The 18,822-nt window shown below is 69.7% G+C and carries 15 protein-coding genes; 8 read left to right on the top strand and 7 right to left on the bottom strand.

Translation table 11 applies throughout. The features are described from left to right. Positions 1–104: 104 nt before the first annotated feature. Together GPZ80_RS08940 and GPZ80_RS08935 are read right to left on the bottom strand one after the other, a co-directional pair. A complete protein-coding gene (locus tag GPZ80_RS08940) occupies positions 105–725 on the bottom strand; it encodes a response regulator (RefSeq protein WP_187219828.1) in 621 nt (206 codons plus the stop codon). 307 nt (positions 726–1,032) lie between these two features. Further along, positions 1,033–2,157, bottom strand: a complete 1,125-nt coding sequence (locus tag GPZ80_RS08935) for a sensor histidine kinase (protein WP_222719094.1) — start codon at positions 2,155–2,157, stop codon at positions 1,033–1,035. A 134-nt stretch (positions 2,158–2,291) separates the two neighbouring features. Here GPZ80_RS08935 and GPZ80_RS08930 point away from each other — a divergent pair, with 134 nt between their 5' ends. The 5 genes from GPZ80_RS08930 to GPZ80_RS08910 all read left to right on the top strand — a co-directional run bounded on the left by GPZ80_RS08930 (position 2,292) and on the right by GPZ80_RS08910 (position 6,943). Next, positions 2,292–3,323, top strand: a complete 1,032-nt coding sequence (locus GPZ80_RS08930) for an ABC transporter permease (protein ID WP_187219827.1) — start codon at positions 2,292–2,294, stop codon at positions 3,321–3,323. Between the two features lie 344 nt (positions 3,324–3,667). Then, positions 3,668–4,390, top strand: a complete 723-nt coding sequence (locus GPZ80_RS08925; protein ID WP_187219826.1) for an ABC transporter ATP-binding protein — start codon at positions 3,668–3,670, stop codon at positions 4,388–4,390. Positions 4,391–4,920: 530 nt separating this feature from the next. Then, the gene (locus GPZ80_RS08920) at positions 4,921–6,051 is read left to right on the top strand and encodes an alpha/beta fold hydrolase (protein ID WP_187219825.1); all 1,131 of its coding nucleotides are present in this window, start codon (positions 4,921–4,923) and stop codon (positions 6,049–6,051) included. 368 nt (positions 6,052–6,419) lie between these two features. Further along, positions 6,420–6,725: a DUF2975 domain-containing protein gene (locus tag GPZ80_RS32550; RefSeq protein WP_312880214.1), complete on the top strand. Its 306-nt coding sequence runs from the start codon at positions 6,420–6,422 to the stop codon at positions 6,723–6,725. Continuing rightward, a complete protein-coding gene (locus GPZ80_RS08910) occupies positions 6,725–6,943 on the top strand; it encodes a helix-turn-helix domain-containing protein (RefSeq protein ID WP_187219824.1) in 219 nt (72 codons plus the stop codon). Before GPZ80_RS32550 ends, GPZ80_RS08910 begins: the two co-directional genes overlap by 1 nt. Here the strand turns inward: GPZ80_RS08910 and GPZ80_RS08905 are convergent. Both GPZ80_RS08905 and GPZ80_RS08900 read right to left on the bottom strand, forming a co-directional pair. Further along, positions 6,940–7,536 carry a response regulator transcription factor gene (locus GPZ80_RS08905; RefSeq protein WP_187219823.1) on the bottom strand — a complete coding sequence of 199 codons (597 nt, stop codon included), beginning with the start codon at positions 7,534–7,536 and terminating at the stop codon, positions 6,940–6,942. The genes GPZ80_RS08910 and GPZ80_RS08905 overlap by 4 nt on opposite strands. Beyond that, positions 7,533–8,636, bottom strand: a complete 1,104-nt coding sequence (locus GPZ80_RS08900) for a sensor histidine kinase (RefSeq protein WP_246476915.1) — start codon at positions 8,634–8,636, stop codon at positions 7,533–7,535. The genes GPZ80_RS08905 and GPZ80_RS08900 overlap by 4 nt, the downstream gene beginning before the upstream one ends. 166 nt (positions 8,637–8,802) lie before the next feature. Here GPZ80_RS08900 and GPZ80_RS08895 point away from each other — a divergent pair, with 166 nt between their 5' ends. From GPZ80_RS08895 to GPZ80_RS08885, 3 genes are read left to right on the top strand one after another with little or no spacing between them, the layout of a single operon-like run. Beyond that, positions 8,803–9,723, top strand: coding sequence for an ABC transporter ATP-binding protein (locus GPZ80_RS08895; protein WP_187219822.1), 921 nt, complete (start codon positions 8,803–8,805; stop codon positions 9,721–9,723). Further along, complete coding sequence (locus tag GPZ80_RS08890) at positions 9,720–10,421, top strand: ABC transporter permease (RefSeq protein ID WP_187219821.1); 702 nt, start codon at positions 9,720–9,722, stop codon at positions 10,419–10,421. The genes GPZ80_RS08895 and GPZ80_RS08890 overlap by 4 nt, the downstream gene beginning before the upstream one ends. Positions 10,422–10,469: 48 nt before the next feature. Next, positions 10,470–10,889 (top strand): MmcQ/YjbR family DNA-binding protein, encoded by a 420-nt coding sequence (locus tag GPZ80_RS08885; RefSeq protein ID WP_187219820.1) that lies wholly within the window; start codon positions 10,470–10,472, stop codon positions 10,887–10,889. 116 nt (positions 10,890–11,005) lie between these two features. On the opposite strand, the gene pulA is transcribed toward GPZ80_RS08885, so the two are convergent. The 3 genes from pulA to GPZ80_RS08870 are packed head-to-tail and all read right to left on the bottom strand — an operon-like array spanning position 11,006 to position 18,583. After that, the gene (gene pulA, locus GPZ80_RS08880) at positions 11,006–16,720 is read right to left on the bottom strand and encodes a pullulanase-type alpha-1,6-glucosidase (protein ID WP_187219819.1); all 5,715 of its coding nucleotides are present in this window, start codon (positions 16,718–16,720) and stop codon (positions 11,006–11,008) included. A gap of 37 nt (positions 16,721–16,757) precedes the next feature. Next, a complete protein-coding gene (locus GPZ80_RS08875; protein ID WP_187219818.1) occupies positions 16,758–17,615 on the bottom strand; it encodes a carbohydrate ABC transporter permease in 858 nt (285 codons plus the stop codon). Next, positions 17,612–18,583, bottom strand: a complete 972-nt coding sequence (locus tag GPZ80_RS08870) for a carbohydrate ABC transporter permease (RefSeq protein WP_187219817.1) — start codon at positions 18,581–18,583, stop codon at positions 17,612–17,614. The genes GPZ80_RS08875 and GPZ80_RS08870 overlap by 4 nt, the downstream gene beginning before the upstream one ends. Positions 18,584–18,822 lie beyond the last annotated feature (239 nt).

Raw genomic sequence — 18,822 nt, 5'->3', positions numbered from 1 at the left:
TGTGCTCGAACCGCAAGAGCCCGGAGGCGTTGATTTTGGGCTCGCCTGGCCGATGTCCATCCAGATTCCGTGCGATCACTGTGTGTGATGAGATGCTTCTCGGCTCAGCGCACGAGGCCGCGCAGCCGGGCCGCCGACACCGCCGCGGTGCGGCTGTCGACTTCGAGTTTCATGAAGACCTGCACCAAGTGCGACTTCACCGTCGCCTCCGTGACGAACAGGGCGCGGGCGGCCGATTTGTTGCTGTGACCGTCGGCCACCAGTTGCAGCACCGCGACTTCCCGGGGGGTCAGCGACAACGCCGGGGCCTGGACCCTGGCCATCAGCCGCGAGGCCACATGCGGCGCGAGCACCGTTTCGCCGCGCGCGGCGGTGCGGATGGCGGGGACCAGGGCAGCGGGGTCGGTGTCCTTGAGCAGGTACCCGGTCGCCCCGGCCTCGATCGCGGCGAGGATGTCGGCTTCGCTGTCGTAAGTGGTGAGCACCAGAACCCGTGCGGGATCGGGCAGTGCCCGAATCCGCCGCGTCGCCTCGGCGCCGCCGATGCCCGGCCCAAGCTGCAGGTCCATCAGCACCACATCCGGCCGCAGTCGTTCGGCGACGGCCACGGCTTCCTCCCCGGTGGCGGCCTCGGCGATCAACTCGACCCCGTCGACCCCGTGGAGCGCCGTTCGCAACCCTGTGCGGACGATGGGATGGTCGTCGACGAGCAGCACTCTGATCATGACCACCGCTTGACCACATCCGACACCATGGTCAAACACCCCACCGAGTGCGCGCGAACGGCATCAGTGTGCTGACCTGGCGAACGCCGCGACCTCGCGCGGCTCGGCGCGGCCCGGGGTCCGCGTGGAGTAGCACTGGGGACGCCTGGCTCGGTTCTGATCACCGCGTTCGGCGTCACCGAGTGGGCTTTGCGACCGGCTCGTGTGCCCGACCCGCGGCCGGTTTGGGCGTGCTGGTCGCTTGTGGATCTCGAGTGAAGGCCCGACCCGTCGCCGCCCGACTGGTCTCCGCCCGGTGGCAGTCGGGTCATGAGGGCATCTCCGGGGCCGGGACGGTCGCGCTCAGCGCGCTGCCCTCGCCCGGGGTCGACTCGACGATCAGGATGCCGCCGACCTCGCCGAGCCGCCCGCGCATCGACGACAGTCCGATCCCGGATCCCTTGCCCACCGGGGGTTCGTGCGGGTCGAAGCCCTGGCCGTTGTCGGCGATGTCGAGGCGGACCACGCCGGGCTGATAGGTCAGGGTGACCCGCGCCTTGGTCGCCCGGGCGTGGAGCCGGACGTTGGCGAGCGCGCCTTGCGCGACCCGCAGCAGCGCGACCTCGGTGGAAGTCGGCAGCCGGTATGGGGTGCCGTCGACCACGAGCGCGGTGTCGAGGCCCACCCGCATCGAGTCGCCCGTGACCCTCTTCAGCGCGTCGGCCAGCGGGCGGCCGTTCAGTTCGGCCGGGGTGAGAGCGGTGATCAGCCTGCGGGACTCATCGAGGCTCGCCTGCGCGGTACTCAGGGCGGTGTCCAGATGCGTGCGCCCGCCCGCCTGTAACAGGAACACGATGCTCGTCAAGCCCTGGGTGATCGTGTCGTGGATCTCGCGGGCCAGCCGCTCCCGTTCGCCGATCGCACCCGCCTGGCGTTCGCTCTCCCGCAGTTTCTTTTGCGCGGAAAGCAGTTCCTTGAGCAGTTCGGCGCGCGCGGCGGCGTCGGCGCGCATCGTGTCGTACACGGCGGTCATGACGATCGCCACGGCCGCGCCGATCACCGGCCCGACCAGAGCGGCGACGTCCAGTGCGCCGCGGTGCCACATGAACCCGGCCGCGGCGATCAAGGTGAGCACGCCGACGGCGACTTGCCCGACTGGCGTGGGGAGCACGCGCAGGCAGAGGAAGAACAGCGGGAACGCCACCCACACCCAGTCCGCGCCGTAGACGCTCAGGGTGATCCAGCCCGCGACCAGGATGCCGAGCCACCACATCCGCGCCTTCGTCAGCGGGCCGAGCGCGTACCACGCGAGGAGCCCGGCGCCGCCGAGCGCGCCCACCCACGGTGACCCGCCCTGTGCGGTCCGTACGGCCGCGACGATCACGAGGACGGCGAACAGCCCGTGCTGGGCCTTGCGCAGCACGGTCATGGCGGAATTCGGCGTGGTGTCCATCTCGGACTCAACGTTAATGGGCTGTCGGCGGGGGCGCCTGCAACTTTTGACTGAGATTCTCCCGCGTCCTTTGATTCCCAGAACCTGAACTCTCGACGGATGCCGGAGATCCCACGCCACGCCACGCTGGAGCCATGTTCATCGCCCTGCGAGACCTCCGCTTCGCCCGAGGCCGATTCGCGCTGCTCGGCGCGGTCATCAGCCTGATGACCCTGATGGTCGTCCTCCTGACCGGTCTGACCTCGGGACTCGGCGCGGCGAGCGTCTCCGCCATCTCCGCGCTCCCCACTGAGCACGTCGCCCTCGCCGCTCCGCCCGGCCAGACCGACCCGCAGTTCGCCCTCAGCGCACTGCCCGTCGACACTGTCGATCGCCTCGGCGCCCAACCCGGCGTCCGCGCGGCCCGGCCGCTGGGTATCAGCACAAGCAGGCTGACCGCCGGTGACAAGACCGCCCCGGTCAGCGTGTTCGGCACCGACAGCTCGCTCCTACCCGACCAAGTGCGCGTTCCCGACAGTCTCGGAGTGGCCCCGGGCACCGAGGTCGAACTCGGCGGGCAGCGCCTGACCGTGGCCGCCGTGGGTGACGAGACATCGTTCAGCCACCTCCCAGTGGTGCACACGGCCATCGGCACCTGGCACAAGATCGCCCGCTCCGAGAGCCTTACCGGCGTCCTGCTGGAGCTGACCGCAGACCCCGCAGACCCCGCCGACATCGGAGCGGCCACCGGGACGCTGGTGCTCACCAGGGAGGACGCGTACGACGCCGTCGGTGGGTACGCCGCCGAACAGGGCTCACTGACCATGATCAGGGTGCTGCTGCTCATAGTCTCTGCCTTGGTCGTCGGCGCCTTCTTCACCGTCTGGACCATGCAACGCGGCCCGGACCTCGCCGTCGTCCGAGCCATGGGAGCCTCGCGCGGCTACCTCCTGCGGGACGCCCTGGGACAGGCCGCCGTGGTGCTCGCCCTCGGCACCGTCACCGGAGCGGCGGCAGCGACAGGGTTGGGCCTGTTGGCCCGCCAGGCGGTCCCGTTCGTCGTCGACGGCGGAACCGTCTTGATTCCCCTGACCCTCATGATCACCGTCGGCATATCCGGCGCCGCCATAGCGGTCCGCCGCGTGACCACCGTCGACCCACTGACCGCACTGGGAGCCTCCCGATGACCTCGCGACTGCAATCCGTCGACCTGCCCTACCCGCCGTACCCCCACGGCGGCAGCGGTTTGGTCGCCCTCGACCGCGTTCCCCCCGCTGGTTCGTTGACCGCACAGGGAGCGTCCCGATGACGTTGCGACTGGAATCCCTGCGCTTGCTCTACCCCGACGGCGACCGCGGCCTCGTGGCCCTCGACCGCGTGACCATCGTTGGTTCGTGGTTTGCGTTGGGGGTGTCTTGATGACGTTGCGGCTGGAGTCGCCGTGCTTGCTTTGCCTCGACGGCGATCGCGGTTTGGTCGGCCTTGACCGCGTGACCATCGTTGGTTCGTTGACTGCACTGGGAGTGTCTCGATGACGTTGCGGCTGGAATCCCTACGCTTGCTCTACCCCGACGGCGACCGCGACCTGGTCGCCCTCGACGACGCCGCGCTCACCGTCGAAGCGGGCGAGTTGGTCGCGGTGACCGGCCCGTCCGGTTCGGGGAAGTCGAGCCTGCTCGCCGTCGCGGGACTGCTGGTCACCCCAGCCTCAGGCACGGTCCGCATCGCGGGCCAAGACGTCAGCGCGCGGAGCCCGGCCGCCCGCGACCGAGTCCGGCGGGAGCGGATCGGATTCGTGTTCCAGCAGTCGAACCTGCTCGCCTCGCTGACCGCGCTCGACCAACTCATGCTGGTCGGCACCATGGTCGGGCGGCCGCGCGAAGACCGGGCACACGAACTGTTGGACAGGGTTGGCCTGACCGGCAAAGAACACCGCCGACCCCATCAACTCTCGGGCGGCGAACGGCAGCGGGTCGGGGTCGCCCGTGCCCTCATGGGCGACCCGGCGGTCCTCCTCGTCGACGAACCCACCTCGGCGCTCGACCGGGAGCGCGGAAGGCAGGTGATGACCCTGTTGCGCGAGATCACGAAGGAATCGGCGACAGCGACCGTCGTGGTCACCCACGACGTCGAACACCTGGACCTCGCCGACAAAACCGTGACTATGCGCGACGGTCGAACCAGCAAACCCTTGGCAGACCACGATCTACTCCCGGCGCGAAAGGCGCCCGCCGATCACCCACCGCGCCCCTAGCCGAAGAACGCCACCGCACCCGGCACACCGCACCCGGCACACCGCGCCCCAGGCGCCGCGACCCAGCGCCTATCGAGCAAACCCAATGCCACCCCGCCACCGCTGACCGAGCCCAGCATTCGTTCGGCGGCAGTAGTCCTTCGGCCGACCGTGGTGCCCCCTTGGGTCGCGGTGTCCTGGATCCGCTGCCTCGCGTGTTCCGCCGAAACCGCCTGTCCAGATTGCCGCGCCAACCCGCACGGCCCACTAGGTGAACCACGCCACCCGGCCCGGGTTCGCCCGTTCAGTGGCAGCAGTCCTTCACCGACTGCGGTGTCCCTCGGATCGCGGTGTCCCTCGGATCGCGGTGTCCTCGACCCGCTGCACCGCCCGTCCCGCCAAACCCCCGCCCGTCCAATTCGTCGCCCCCACGCGACCCACTGGGTGAACCCCACCACCCGGCGGTCCCGGTTCGCCCGTTCAGCGGTACTGGCAAGTAAGGGCGAAAGGCTTTCATGTTTACCGTCGGATCGACGCTCAAGGAGGAGCGCATGACCCGTTCGCGCAAAGTAGTCTCCCTGGCGGCCTTGGCTCTGGTCGGCTCAACCCTCGCCGTCCCGGCCGCCGCTGAACCCGCCGGCTCGGCGGCCAGGGCGGGCGACATCGTCAGCGCCCAAACCATCTGGGCGCCCGGGTTCGAGTACGCCCGGGTTTGGAAGATCACCTACCGTTCGACGTCCGCCACCGGGGCGTCCACTGCGGTCAGTGGCACGGTGATCGTTCCCAACGAACGGACCGGTGCCATCGTGGGCTACGGGCCCGGCACCCACGGTCTCGGCGACCAGTGCGCGCCTTCGGTCGGGTTGCAGCGCGGCACTGAGTTCGAGGGTGGGCTGATCCATCAGTACGCCCGCAAGGGTTTCGCGGTCGCGGTCACCGATTATGAAGGCCTTGGCACGCCGGGCGACCACACCTACACCGCGGGCCGCGCGCAAGGCAACGCCGTGTTGGACGTTGTCCGCGCGAGCACTCGGCTGACTGGCGCCGGGTTGTCGCCGAAGGCGCCGGTCGCGGTGGTCGGCTACTCACAGGGCGGACAGACCGCCGGGTGGGCCGCGGAGATCGCCCCGGCCTACGCCCCGGACCTGAACATCAAGGGCTTCGCCGTCGGCGCGGCGCCGTCGGATCTGCGTCGTGTCGCCGACGCCAACGACGGCGGTGCGAATTTCGGGTTGGTCCTCGCCGCGGGTGTCGGGCTCAACGCCGCCTACCCGGAACTGGCGCTGACCAACTACCTCAACGCCGCCGGCCACGCCGCCTACGCCGACATCCGGGACGACTGTGGATCGGACTTCGGCAAGTACGCCAACCGCCGGCTCGCCGACTACACGACCACCGACGTTCTCAACCGTCCCGAGTGGAGCGCCCGGCTCGCCGAGCAGAACCTCGGCACCCGCGCGCCCACGGCGCCGACGCTGATGTACCACTCGACCGGCGACGAGATCATCCCCGTGGCGGTGAGCGCCGCGCTGCGGCCGCAGTGGTGCGGCAAGGGCGCCAAACTCACCTACTGGCAGGTCGATACCGGCGGCCATTCCCAAACCGCCGCCTATCTGAGTCCGCTGGTCACCCAGTGGGTGGCCGACCGACTCGCAGGCGCCTCAGCCTCCGGCAACTGCTGAGCAACCGCCCCGCCACGCCCGGCGTTCAGGCGTGGCGGGGCCTGGCTTCATGTCGAGCAGCAAGGCGATCCGCTGAGCCGCAGCCGTTCTCCGGCTGCCCGTCCGCGCGGGCGGCTGGCATCGCGCAACGGATCCGAACGTGGGTCGATAGGTAACGAATGACTTTCAATAGGCAACCACCGATATTCGATGCATGACCACAGAACGTCTAGCTGCAACCCTGCTCAGGATCTTCCTCGTGATGCTGTTCGGGATCTTGGTCCTCTTCCAGATCATGTCCCTCCCTGGCAAGTTCGCACACATGGCTCAGGAGTTGCCTGATTTTCGCCTACCTTCGGTGGCCGGCGACCGCGGTCACGATCTTCTGGGTGCTGTGCGTCCAGGTGGTGATCGTGTGCACCTGGAAGCTGCTCTCCCTGGTCAGGGACGACCGCATCTTCAGCGACGCCGCCCTCGGCTGGGTGGACGCGATCGTGTGGGCCATCGCCGCGGGCTGGGTCGTGCTGGTGGGTGTCTTCCTCTACGTCGGCTTCAACGCCGACGACCCCGGGCTGCCGCTTCTGATCTTCCTGCTGTCGGTGGGCGCCACCGTGCTGGGCTTGCTGATGGTGGTGATGCGCGCGCTCCTGCGGCGGGCCACCACGCTGCGGGCCGACATGGAAGCGGTGATCTGATGCCGATCGTGGTCCGCGTCGACGTCGAGTTGGCCAAGCGCAAGATGAGTGTCGGGGAGTTCGCCGAGCGGGTCGGGCTTACCCCCGCGAATGTCGCGGTGTTGAAGAACGGCCGCGCGAAGGCGGTGCGGTTCAGCACCCTCGAGGCCATGTGCAAGGTGCTCGACTGCCAACCCGGTGACCTGCTCGAGTGGGTCGACGACGAGGACCAGCCCTAGATCCAGCCTTCATCCCACGCGACCCTGGCGGCGTCGTGCCGCGACGAGACCCCCAGCTTGGCCATCGCCGAGGACAGGTAGTTGCGAACCGTGCCGTTGGCCAGATGGACGCTCCGAGCGATGTCCTGGACCGACCCGCCGCGCCGGGTGTGGCGCAGCACCTGCAGTTCCCGGGCCGTCAGCGGGCAGGTGTCCTCGGTCAGCGCGGTGGCCGCGATCTCCGAGTCGACGTAGCGCCCGCCCGCGTGCACGTCACGCAGGATCGTCGCCAGCCGCGACGCCGGGGTCGTCTTCGGGACGAACCCACGCACCCCCGCCGCCAGCGCCCGCTTGAGCACCCCCGGTCGCGCGTGCCGGGTCACGATCACCACCGCGGCACGGTTGCCGATCGCCTCCGCGGCGGCGACCCCGTCGCGCCGGGGCATCTCCAGGTCAAGCACGGCGATGTCCGGCGACAGCCGCTCCACGGCGGCGAGCGCCGCGTCGCCGTCGCTCACCTCGGCCACCACCGTGATGTCGGGCTCCAACTCCAGCAGCGCAGCGAGCGCGCCGCGGATGAGGTCCTCGTCGTCGGCCAGCACCACCCGGATCATCCGACGGCCGCCTCGCCGACCAGCGCGAACCGGCTGCCTGTGTCCTCGGTGCGCAGCTGCCCGCCGATGGCGGCGAACCGCTCACGCAGGCTGTCGATGCCACTGCCGGGATCGCCGGTCCTCGGTCGGACACCGTCGTTGCTCAGCCGAACCCGCGCCCGCCCGTCGGCCACCGACACCACCAGATCGCACACGCCCGCGGTGGTGTGCCGCAGGATGTTCGTGGTCCCCTCACGCACCAGCGCGCCGAACAGCGGCTGCAGCGCGGGCGGGACGAGGGTGGCGTCGCCGTCGACCGCCGCCGCGATTCCCGCCGCGCGCAGGATGTCGACGGCGTTGCCGATCTCGGTGGACAGGCTGGTGCGGCGGTAGCCGTGCACGACGCCGCGGGTCTCGCGCAGCGCCTGCCGGGCCAACTCGCTGACCGCGGCGGCCTGGGTGCGCGCGGCGTCGTCGTCGTGGCCGATGAGACGTTCCGCGAGTTCACCCTTCAAAGCGATGGCCTGCAGGTGGTGCCCCTGCACGTCGTGCAGCTCGGCGGCGAAGCGCAGGCGTTCCTCGGCCACCGCGAGGTCGGCCGCGAGCGCCCGGGCGTCGTCGAGTTGGCGGATCACCGACCACAGCCACACCTGGATGAGGTTGCTCAGCACGAACACGACGCTGAACGCCGAGATGACCAGCGTCCATGGCACGGGATCGTCCGGCGTCGTGCCCGCCAGCTTGGCCGCGCCCAGGCCGGACAACCCGATCAACGCGCTTCCCAGGACCGTGACAGCCCATCGGGTGGCGCCGGTGTGGCAGGCGGCGACCGCGGCCAGGATGCTCGCGGGCAGCATGGCCCAGCCCAGACCCAGCGGCAGGGTCGTGAGGCTCGCCCACCACGCGCCCACCGCGACGACGGCGGTGGCGGGGATCTCCCAGGGCTTCGCGCCGCGGATACCCAGCCCGGGCATCGCGATCGCGCTGATCCGCACGTACTGCGGCACGACGACCGCCACGCACACCAGCAGCCACGGGCTGCGCAGCTGAACCTCGGCGGCGAGGAGCAGCGCGATGATCCCCGCGGCGCCCACCAGCGTCCAGACAGTGTATTTGCGCATCCGCTCCAATGGTGTCCGCACCAGCAGAATGTACGGCGGTCACGGCCCGTCCGGCGCCGGCATCGGTCAGGAACCTGACATTTGTCACGGGAGGACCGGCGTTCCCACCGACCACGAGTGATCTTCGCGCCTACCGGCTCCGATGCCGGCCCGCGACGCTTGACCCATGAATGAGCCAGTCATCGATGTGGTCGGGCTGCGCTGCCGCTACGGCGGGTTCGAGGCCGTGCGCGGCATCGACTTCGTCGTCCAGCCGGGGGAGTTGTTCGCCCTGCTCGGCACCAATGGCGCGGGCAAGACCACCACCATGGAAGTCCTCGAAGGCCTGCGCACGCCGAGCGCGGGCAGCGTGCGCGTGCTCGGTCTCGACCCCGCCGCGGACCGGGCCCGGGTGCGGCCGCGGACCGGGGTGATGCTGCAGGAGTCGGGGTTTCCGGGCGACCTGACCGTCCGCGAGGCGGTGACCCTGTGGCGCGGCCTCACCAGCCGTCCGTCCCAAGTGGACGAGTCGCTGGCCATGGTCGACTTGTCGCACCGCCGCGACGTGCGCGTCAAGGCGCTCTCCGGCGGCGAGCGCCGGCGGCTGGACCTCGCCCTGGCCACCCTCGGCAGGCCGGACGTGCTGTTCCTTGACGAGCCGACCACCGGCCTGGACCCGGAGTCCCGCGCGCGCACGTGGCGGATCCTGCGCGACCTGCTCGCCCACGGCACGTCGATCGTGCTCACCACGCACTACCTGGAGGAGGCGGAGAACCTGGCCCACCGCATCGCGATCATGCACGAGGGCCGCATCGAGGTGTCCGGCTCCCTGGTGGACGTCCTGGAACGGGAGGCGTCGCGGATCTGCTTCACCCGACCCGACGGTGTCGCGTTCCCGGGTCTGCCCGGCGTCGCGGGCCGAATCGACCCCGACGCGTTCCGCAAGGGCCGGATCGAGATCCGCACCCGGGTGCTGCAGGACGACCTGGCGGTGGTGCTCCGCTGGGCCTCCGACCACGGCATCCAACTCGGCAGGCTGCGTGCCCACCACGCCTCGCTGGCCGACGTCTTCCACGGCGTCTCGCACCACGCGGCGGTGGCGGCATGAACCGCGTCGCCGTGCTGGCCAGGGTCGAACTGGTCCTGCTGCTGCGTAACAAGACCGCCGCCGCACTCGGGTTGGCGATGCCGCTGGCCATCGGCGTGGGCTTCGCGCTGACGCGCGGCGGTGGCGACTGGGCCGGGTCGATCACGATGCAGCTGCTGGTCGTGCACGGCCTCACCGTCTACATCAGCGCGACCACCGCGCTCGTCGCCCGCCGCCAGGATCTCTCCCTCAAGCGGCTGCGCGGCGGCGAGGCGTCCGAGCCGGTGATCCTGGCGGGGGTCATGGCGCCGATGGTGGTGCTGGGACTGGTCCAGGGGGCGCTGCTGCCCACGATCGCGGTGATCGCGGACGCGCCGATGCCACGTGACCTGTTGGCCTTGGCGGCAGGGATCGTCGGTGGGACGGTTGTGGCGGCGGGAGCGGCGTTGGCCACGGCGTCGTTCACCACGACCGCCGAGACCGCCCAGCTCACCACGACACCGCTGTTCGCGGCGACTTTCGGGGGTGCGATGTGGGCACTGTCGTCGCCGACCGTGACCCCGTTGATGCTGGCCGCTCCCGGTGGTGCGACCGCGGCGCTGGTGCGGGCAGGCTTCGAGGGCGGGTCCGCCTGGGGGCCGCTGGGCGCGATGGCCGTGTGGACGGTTGCGACGGTCGCGGTGGGGCGGCGGTACTTCCGGTGGGACCCCCGGGCATAGCCGCCTCGGTGGACAGCAAATGTCGGTGGTCGGCGGTAGTTTCCGGACATGCCCGACTATGCCGACGTGCCGGAGGCGATCCTCGCCGAACTCAGGGCGGTGTGCCTCGCGCTGCCCGACGCGTATGAGGAGCCCGCGTGGGCGGGGACGCGGTGGCGGGTGCGCAAGCGGACGTTCGCGCACGTGGTCACGATCGCGTCGGGGCATCCGCCCGCGTACGCCCGGGCGGCGGCCGATGCAGGTCCGGTGACGGTGATGACGTTCCGTGCCCCGCTCCCGGAGATCGATGCGCTGCGCGCGATGGGGCATCCGTTCTTCAAGCCGGACTGGGCTGGGAATGCTCTCGGCATCGTGCTTTCGGCGGACCCGGACTGGGGCGAGGTCGAGGAGCTGTTGACGGAGAGCTTCTGCATCATGGCGCCGAAGATGCTGGCGGCCAGGGTGGAGCGGCCGCGCCCGGCTGACTAGGCCCTGCCTGACACCTCGGTGCGGCAGTCGCTATATGGCAGGCAGAGCTCGGGCATCCGATGGGGCGGCGCCTGCCTCACAGCACGCGGTGCTGTGAGGCTGGCGCCACCGAGGGACTACCTGGACAGGACCACCACGGACCGACCCGGCACAGTCACCGAACCATCACCGATCGCGGCGCGCGAGGCGTCCGCACTCAGCGGATGTGCCGTCCACTCAGTCCCAGGCGCCGACACCGTCTTCTCACCGGGGAACGGGTTCACCACAACCAACAACCCACGCCGCCCAGGATCGACATCCGCGCCGACCGTGTCGTCCAAGTACGCGACGACCAGCCCGGACTCGGCGGCCGGGAACGACAGCTTCTCCTGCACCGCACCGGCGTCGGCCAGGGTGAACAACGGTGACGACTGCCGGATCCGCAGCATCTCAAGCGTGTCGTCCACGGCCCGGCGCATATCCACCGATGTCGGCCTGACCGTCGCGGTGGCCAGGACCGGACCCATGTACGGCCACTTCGCCTGGTTGTCGGCCGCCGGTGGCAGGCCCCGGCCGAACCCGTTGTCCCGCAGCGACGGGTCGTACAGGTTGAACCAGTCGCCGGAGTCGTAGCTGTTGCGGTCCAGGGACTTCGAGCGAAGGAACTCGCTGCCCGCCAGCATGAAGGGTTGGCCCTGGCCGAGCAGCACCGGCGCGTGGGCGATCTTCTGCATTCGGACTCGGTCGGCCATCGACGTGCCGGTAGGCAGCTTCAAAGCCAAAGCGTCGAAGAGCGTCTCGTTGTCGTGGGCGTCGGAGTAGGCGATGACCTCTCCCGGAGCGGCCGTGTAGCCGGCGGGGGAGCCGTTGTAGGAGACATCCCGGCCTCGGACCTCCGCGCCCGCCGTGGAGCGGAAGCGGAAGTCGGCCAGGTTGCCCGCCATGCCGAGCTTCACCAGGTCCGTGTAGTTCACCAACCGTGCCGCGGTGTCGCCGTTGGCCGGGGAACCGTTGGGGTCTCCGGCCAGACCGGAGGCCAGACCCTGCACCCGTGGGTCCTCGTCGAACGGACCCCCGCCGCGCATTGCGTCGCGTTGGCGGTCGCTGAACGTGGCGATGCCGGTCCCCGCCATATTGGGCTGCGTGGCCTGGATGAACCGGGCGTTGCCCGCGACCTCGCCGAAGTCCCAGCCTTCTCCATAGATCCGGATGTCGCGGCCGTCCACACCGTCCTTGTCCACGGTCAGCGCGTCCAGCGCCGCCCGTGCCGCCAGGATGTTCGACTTCGGATGGTGGCCCATCAGGTCGAACCGGAAACCGTCCACCTTGTACGTCCGCGCCCAGTGCACGACCGAGTCGACGACGAGCTTGCCCATCATCGCGTTCTCGGTGGCCGTGTTGGCGCAGCAGGTGGAGTTCGCGACCGCGCCGTCGAGGCCGAGCCGCTGGTAGTAGCCGGGGACGACCTTGTCGAGCACGGAGTTCGCCGCGTCGCCGGAGGCTGTGGTGTGGTTGTAGACCACGTCCACCACGACCTTGTTCCCGTTGTCGTGCAGCGACTGCACCATCTCGCGGTACTGCCGGGCGCGCGCCGGGCCGGACTGGGCGTCGTCGGTGGCGTAGGAGCCCTCCGGGACGTCGTAGTGCAGCGGGTCGTAGCCCCAGTTGAACCCGTCGCGGGCCGCGGCGGCACTGGTGCACTCCTGCTGCCGCGGCGAGTCGGCGGGCATCGACGCCAGGTCGCACTCGGGTCGCTGCTGGTCGGCGCGGCGCTCCGGGATGCTGGCGATGTCGAACGTCGGCAGCAGGTGCACGGTGTCCATCCCGGCCTCCGCCAACGACTTCAGGTGCTTCATCCCGACCGAATCCCGATGGGTGAACGCGCGGTACGTACCGCGCTCGCCCTCCGGAACGGTGTTGTCGGAGATCGAGAAATCACGCACGTGCAGTTCTGTGATGCCGTGCTCGGTCGGGTCCCCACCGAGCCCGCGCGCCACCTGCTGGTCCCAGCCCGCGGGCTTCGCGCTCGCGCCGCCGAGGTCGGCGAACTGCGAGTGCGTCGAATCCACCGACAGCGCCACCGAATACGGGTCGGTGACCACAACGGTGCGGAACTTGTTCTCCGGCACCGACCAGCCGGCCACCTCGAACTGGTAGTACCGGTCCCGCCAAGCCCCACTGCCCGACCACGACCCCGTCAGGTCGTCGCGGACCAGGTCGACGACCTGAGAAGGCTGCGCGTCGCGCGCGGGTGCCGTGGTGCCGAACAGCCGAAGCCTCACCGAGCGCGCGGTCGGCGCCCACAGCCGGGTCGAAACCTGGTCGCCGGAGAAACCGGGCCGGTAGCTGTGCTTCGTCGCCTCCGTGCCGTACCGGTCGTCCAGCGCGCCGGCGAGTTGGGTTCCTGTGGCGTGCCGGACAGCGCCGCTCGCGTCGAGGTGGACGGCGGCCTGCTGTGCCCGCAGCGCCTCGTCGATCCGGCCGGTGTCGGCCGCGCGGACCTGGAACGTCGGCTTTCCCGCGAGGTGTGGGAACTTCGCCGCCAGGTCGCCTGCCAACGCGCCGCTCGGCTGCAGCCGCAGCACCTTGCCGCCCTGGACCTGCCCGTCGAGCACGGTGATCCGGCCGTCGGCGTCGTAGCGCACCTGGTAGCCGTCGGTGGCGACCGCGGGGATGTCCCAGACCAGCTTGTCGCGGCTGACCCAGATCGCCTTCGCCTTGGCCAGGTCCACGTCCGCGGCCGGAGCGGTCGACGGCGGCAGCACGTAGTTCGCCGAGCCGTCGGCGCGCGCGGAGCCGGAGAGGAACCACACCTCGTGCCCGGTGCCGCCGACGTCGAGGAACTGGTCGCTGCCCGGGTCCTTCGTGTCGCCCTTGTGGATGATGTGGCTCAGCCCGGCCGCGCCCGCAGCGAGCGGCACCGACCAGTAGATCCCGAACCCGTCGCGCCCGTCGGCGGGCCGCGACTGGGTCCAGCCCGGGCTCGGCTCCAGCGAGCCGGTCCAGTGGTAGAGCACCCAGTCGGTGTAGTCGCCATCCGGCCGCGAGTAGTGGATCACCGCGCGGTTCTCGGCGGCGGCCAGGCTCTGGTGGACGGTGGATGACCCCTCGCGCACCCACCCTGCCGCACCTGTGAGCTTGCCCGACATGACCGTGCTCGACCCGTTCACCACGGCGAAGTCCAGCGGCGTCGCCATGGCTGGGATCTCCGCCACCGCCCCGAAGGTGTCGCGTCCGGACAGCGGCACGTCGGCCTGGCCCGGCACCCGCACCGCGAGGCCGTTGTAGTCGCCGGAGGGACGCTGGAAGTGCACGGTCGCCTTGCCGGTGGCCGCCACCTCGCTCGGATACCGCGTGTCCTGCCCCTGCTTGAGCCACACCTGCGGGGTCGCGGCGGGCGCGGCGAACCGGTCGCCGCCGTCCTTCTCGTCACCCTTGTGCGTGATGAACCCGACCTGCGTCGCCCCCGGCTTGAGCTTCACCCAGGCGAAGCGGCCATACGGCGTCTCACCGGCGAAGGGCAGCGGGTTGCTCCAGTCAGTCGGCGTCTCGACGTCGCCCCAGACGTGCAGGCCCCAGCCCGTGTAGTCGCCGGCAGGACGGTTGTAGTGCACGACCAGCCAATCCGGGCTCTGGCCACCCGGCCCGCCAGGTCGCGGGGGAGCGGCGGCCAGCTTGATGGCCGTGCCGTCCGCACCGAGCGTGCCCGCGCCGTCCTTGGCCACGACGCGGAACTCGACCTTCTTGCCGACCGCCGCCCCATCGAGCTTGGAGACGTCGGCGAACACCCGGTAGGGCGCCGAGTCGTCGGTGCCGAGCACGGTCCAGTCGCTCGCCCCCTCGACCCGCGCGGCGAACGTGGCCTGCGCGAACGGCGAGGTGACGCCGTCGGCACGCACCTCGACCCGGTCATCGAGCACGGTGCCTGCTGCGGGAGCCACCAACGTGGGTGTCGGCGCCGCCGCGGGCAGCCGCTCGGTCGAGGCCAGCACCACGGCGGAGAACGCGGGAACGCTCACCCGGACCTTGCCGTCCTGACCGCTCGTCGGACCATCGCCGCGCGTGGGCAGTTCGGTCCGGAACTTGCGCCCGGGAGCGCCGACCGGCACGTCGACGGTGCTCGCCGCCGCGCCCGCGTTGGCCACGACGACGTACTCGCGCTGGTCCCGCTGAGTGATCCGGCTGAACGCCAGCGTGTCGCCCTCGGCCAGCCGGAGAACCTGGTTGCCGTCGGCCCACACCGGATCGCGGTCTACAAAGGACGCGAGGTCGGCGAGCTGGCGGTACAGCGGATGCGTGGTCACGAAGTTGTCCTGAGCGCCCGTGCGGTCGCTGCCGACGAACTTCTCGGCGGTGAACTCCGGCGTCTTGCTCGCGAACATGTCCTGCCGGGCCAGCTTGTCGCCGCCACCGCCCGCGAAACCCTGCTCGTCGCCGTAGTAGACGACCGGGTTGCCGCGCCACAGGTACATCAGCGTGTTGCCCAACTTGAGCCGCTTGAGCAGCTCGTCCTCGGTGACACCGGGACGTTCCTGCCGGAGCATCCAGGCCATCCGGCCCATGTCGTGGTTGCCGAGGAACGTCGGCAGCGACGCGGCGTTGGAGTCGGCGTCGGTGTACTGGTCGTCGGCGAGCAGCACCTCGGCCAGTCGGCCGGAACCCTTGCCGGACAGGTAGTCCAGCGCGCCGCTCTGGAACGGGAAGTCCAAGGTGGCCTGCATGCGGCCGGTGGTCGTGTAGGACGAGGTCAGCGCCGTGTCGGAGCTGAACACCTCACCGAAGACGAAGAAGTCCTTCTTGCCCTTGGCGGCCGCGTACGCCTTCACGTGGGGTGCGAGGGCCTGCCAGAACTCCATGTTCACGTGCTTGACCGTGTCCACCCGGTACCCGTCGATGCCGAGGGTGTCGATCCACGTGGTGAAGATGTCCTGCATGCCCTTGACGACCTTCGGGTGCTCCGTCATCAGGTCGTCGAGGCCGAAGAAGTCGCCGTACTCGTTGGACTCGCCGCTGAACGTCGAATCACCGCGGTTGTGGTAGAGCGCGGGATCGTTGAGCCAGGACGGGGTCTTCGCGTTCGCGTCGCCGGGCGAGCGGAAGACCGGCGTGTACGGGAACGACGATCTCGGTTCCAGGGCGGGGAAGTCCGGCTTGCCCGCCGCGGCCTTGATGTCGACGACGTCGCCCTGCGCGTCGAGGTATGGCTGCGCGCCGGTGCTCAGGTACTCGTATTTGCCCTCGGCGTAGTCGATCACGTCGGCGGTGTGGTTCGCGACGATGTCGAAGAAGACCTTCATGTCCTTGGCGTGCGCGTCCGCGATGACCGCCTGCATATCGGCGGTGGTGCCGAAGTGCGGGTCGAGCCGGGTGAAGTCGGTGGTCCAGTAGCCGTGGTAGCCGGCGGAGATGTCGTCTCCGCTGCCCTGCACCCACCGGTTGGCGAACATCGGCGTCATCCAGATCGCCGTGATCCCCATGCCCTTGAGGTAGTCCAGTTTGGACCGTAGGCCGGGTAAGTCGCCGCCGTGGTAGAAACTCTTGTCCGCCGGGTCGAACCCGGTCTTGAGCCGGTCGGTCTCGGCCGACCCGCCCCGGTCGTTGCCGGGGTCACCGTTGGCGAACCGGTCCGGCATGACGAAGTAGAACCGCTCGCCCGACAGGTCGTCGCGCAACGCGTCCTTGGCCAGCTTCTTGTCGCCCGACCGGACACCGGGGGCGACGTCCACGACCTCGCCGACCGCGAGTCGGCCGGTCGGTTCGGCCGCGGCCTCCGGCATGAGTTGGGGCAGCAGGGGAACGGCCAGCGCCGCGCCCAGGATGATGGCCAGAAAGGATTTCGCGCGTCGACCCATCACAACCTCCTCGGTGGTAGGGAACTGCGTCGCTGAGCTACTTGACCCCGCCCGCGGTGAGACCCGCGACGATCCGGCGCTGGAAGAGCAGGACGAGGATGACCAGGGGGATGGTCACGATGACGCCCGCGGCCATCTGGGTGCCGAAGGGGGCGTCGAACTGCGTGGTGCCGGTGAACTGGCTGGTGATGACCGGCGCGGTCTTGAGGTCTTTCTTGTTGACCACCGAGAGCGCGATGATGAATTCGTTCCAGGCGGCGATGAAGGTGATGATCGCCGTGGTGAACACGCCAGGGGCGGCGAGCGGCAGGATGACCTTGCGGAAGGCCTGCGCGGGTGTGCAGCCGTCGATCTGGGCGGCTTCTTCCAGTTCGATCGGCATCTGCCGGAAGAAGGCCGTGAGGTTCCAGACCGCCAGTGGCAGGGCGAAGCTCATGCTGGGCACGATCATCGCCTGGTAGGTGTTGATCCAGCCGATGTTGCTGAACAGCTCCAGCAGCGGTACCAGCAGCGAGATGCCGGGGAACATACTGGTGGTGATGATGATCGCGAGGACCAGATTCTTGAAGCGGAAGTCCAGGCGGGCCAACGCGTACGCCGTGAGCGTTCCGATGATCAGAACCAGCACGGTGGTGACCCCGGCGACCAGGAAACTGTTGCCCAGGGCGCGAACGAAGCCGTTGTTGGCCGCGAACGCCGCCTCGTAGGAGTCCAGGGACAGCGGAGCGGGAATCGGAGACGAGTCGAAGATGTCGTTGGTGCGCCGGAGACTGGACACCAACATCCAGTAGAACGGCGACAGGCAGTACACGACGATGGCGGCGATGCCGAGGTACGGCGCCCACCAGAAGCGGCTGCGGTGCCGGACGGGGGCGCGGTCCAGGGTGGCGGTCATCGGCTCTTCCTTCCGGTCCGGGCCCCGATGACGTCGGCGCCGAGCAGCTTGACGAACGCGTAGGCGACGACCGCCACGTAGAGGAACAGGAACACCGCGTAGGCGGAGGCGGGACCGTAGTTACCGAACTTCACCGCTTCCTCGAACGCCAGGATCGTGACTGTGTCGGTCGCGTTCTTCCCCGGCCCGATCAGCGTGTACGGCAGGTCGAACATCCGCAGGGTGTCGAGGATGCGGAACAGCACGGCGACCAGCAGCGTCGGCCGGACCAGCGGCAGCGTGATGGCCCAGAAGGTCTTCCACGGCGACGCGCCGTCGAGTTTGGCCGCTTCGTAGACCTCGTTGGAGATCACCTGCAACCCGGCCAGAACCAGCAGACCGATGAACGGCGCGGTCTTCCACGTGTCGGCGATGATGACGGCGAACCACGCCTGGATGCCGTCGGTGGTCCACAGGACCGCCTCGCCCGGCAACAGGTCGTTCGCGACGCCGTCGGCTTGGAAGATCCAGCGCCACAGCAGACCGGCGATCGCGGTCGGCACGGCCCAGGGCACCAGGATGCTGGCGCGGACGAGGGCGCGGCCCTTGAAAGCCTTGTGCATCACCAAAGCCATAAGGACGCCCAGCACCACTTCGAGGGTGACGGCGACGACGGTGAACGTCGTGGTGTTCCACAGGGCGTTGAGGAACCGGTCGGCGGTTGCGCCGGTGAACATGTCGGTGAAGTTGTCGATCCCGACGAACTTGTCACCGGTCTGCAGGACCCCGGTCTCGGGGTCGATGCCGTCGTTGCGCTGGTAGAACGCCAGCCGCAGCGCCGAGATGATCGGGTAGGCGACGACCAGACCGAGCACGAGCAGGGTCGGCGACACCAGCATCGCGGCCAGGCGGTTCACCCCGGCGTTGCGGTGCGTCTTCGGGGGAGCGGGCGACTCGGGTCGGGGTGGGGCGTCGACGAGCGTGGCCATGGCGGATCTCCAGGCAGCGGCGGGGAAAAGGGACGATCGGTGTCAGGAGGGCGCCAGGGACCCGGGGCACCGGGTCCCTGGCGAGGTCCTGCTCAGCCCTTGGTCAGGCCTTCCAGCTTCGTCTGCAGCGCGGCCAGCGCGTCGGCGCTGGTGGCCTGTCCGCTCATCGCGGAGTAGGCCGCTTCCTGGATCGCGGAGGACACTTCCTGGTACTTGACGACCGCGGGGCGCTTCTTGGC

Origin of the sequence: Actinokineospora xionganensis, from assembly GCF_014323725.1 — a bacterium.
Classification (GTDB): Bacteria; Actinomycetota; Actinomycetes; order Mycobacteriales; family Pseudonocardiaceae; genus Actinokineospora; species Actinokineospora xionganensis.
The sequence above is the reverse complement of the archived record's forward strand: the minus strand, read 5'-3'. Positions and strand labels throughout refer to the sequence as shown.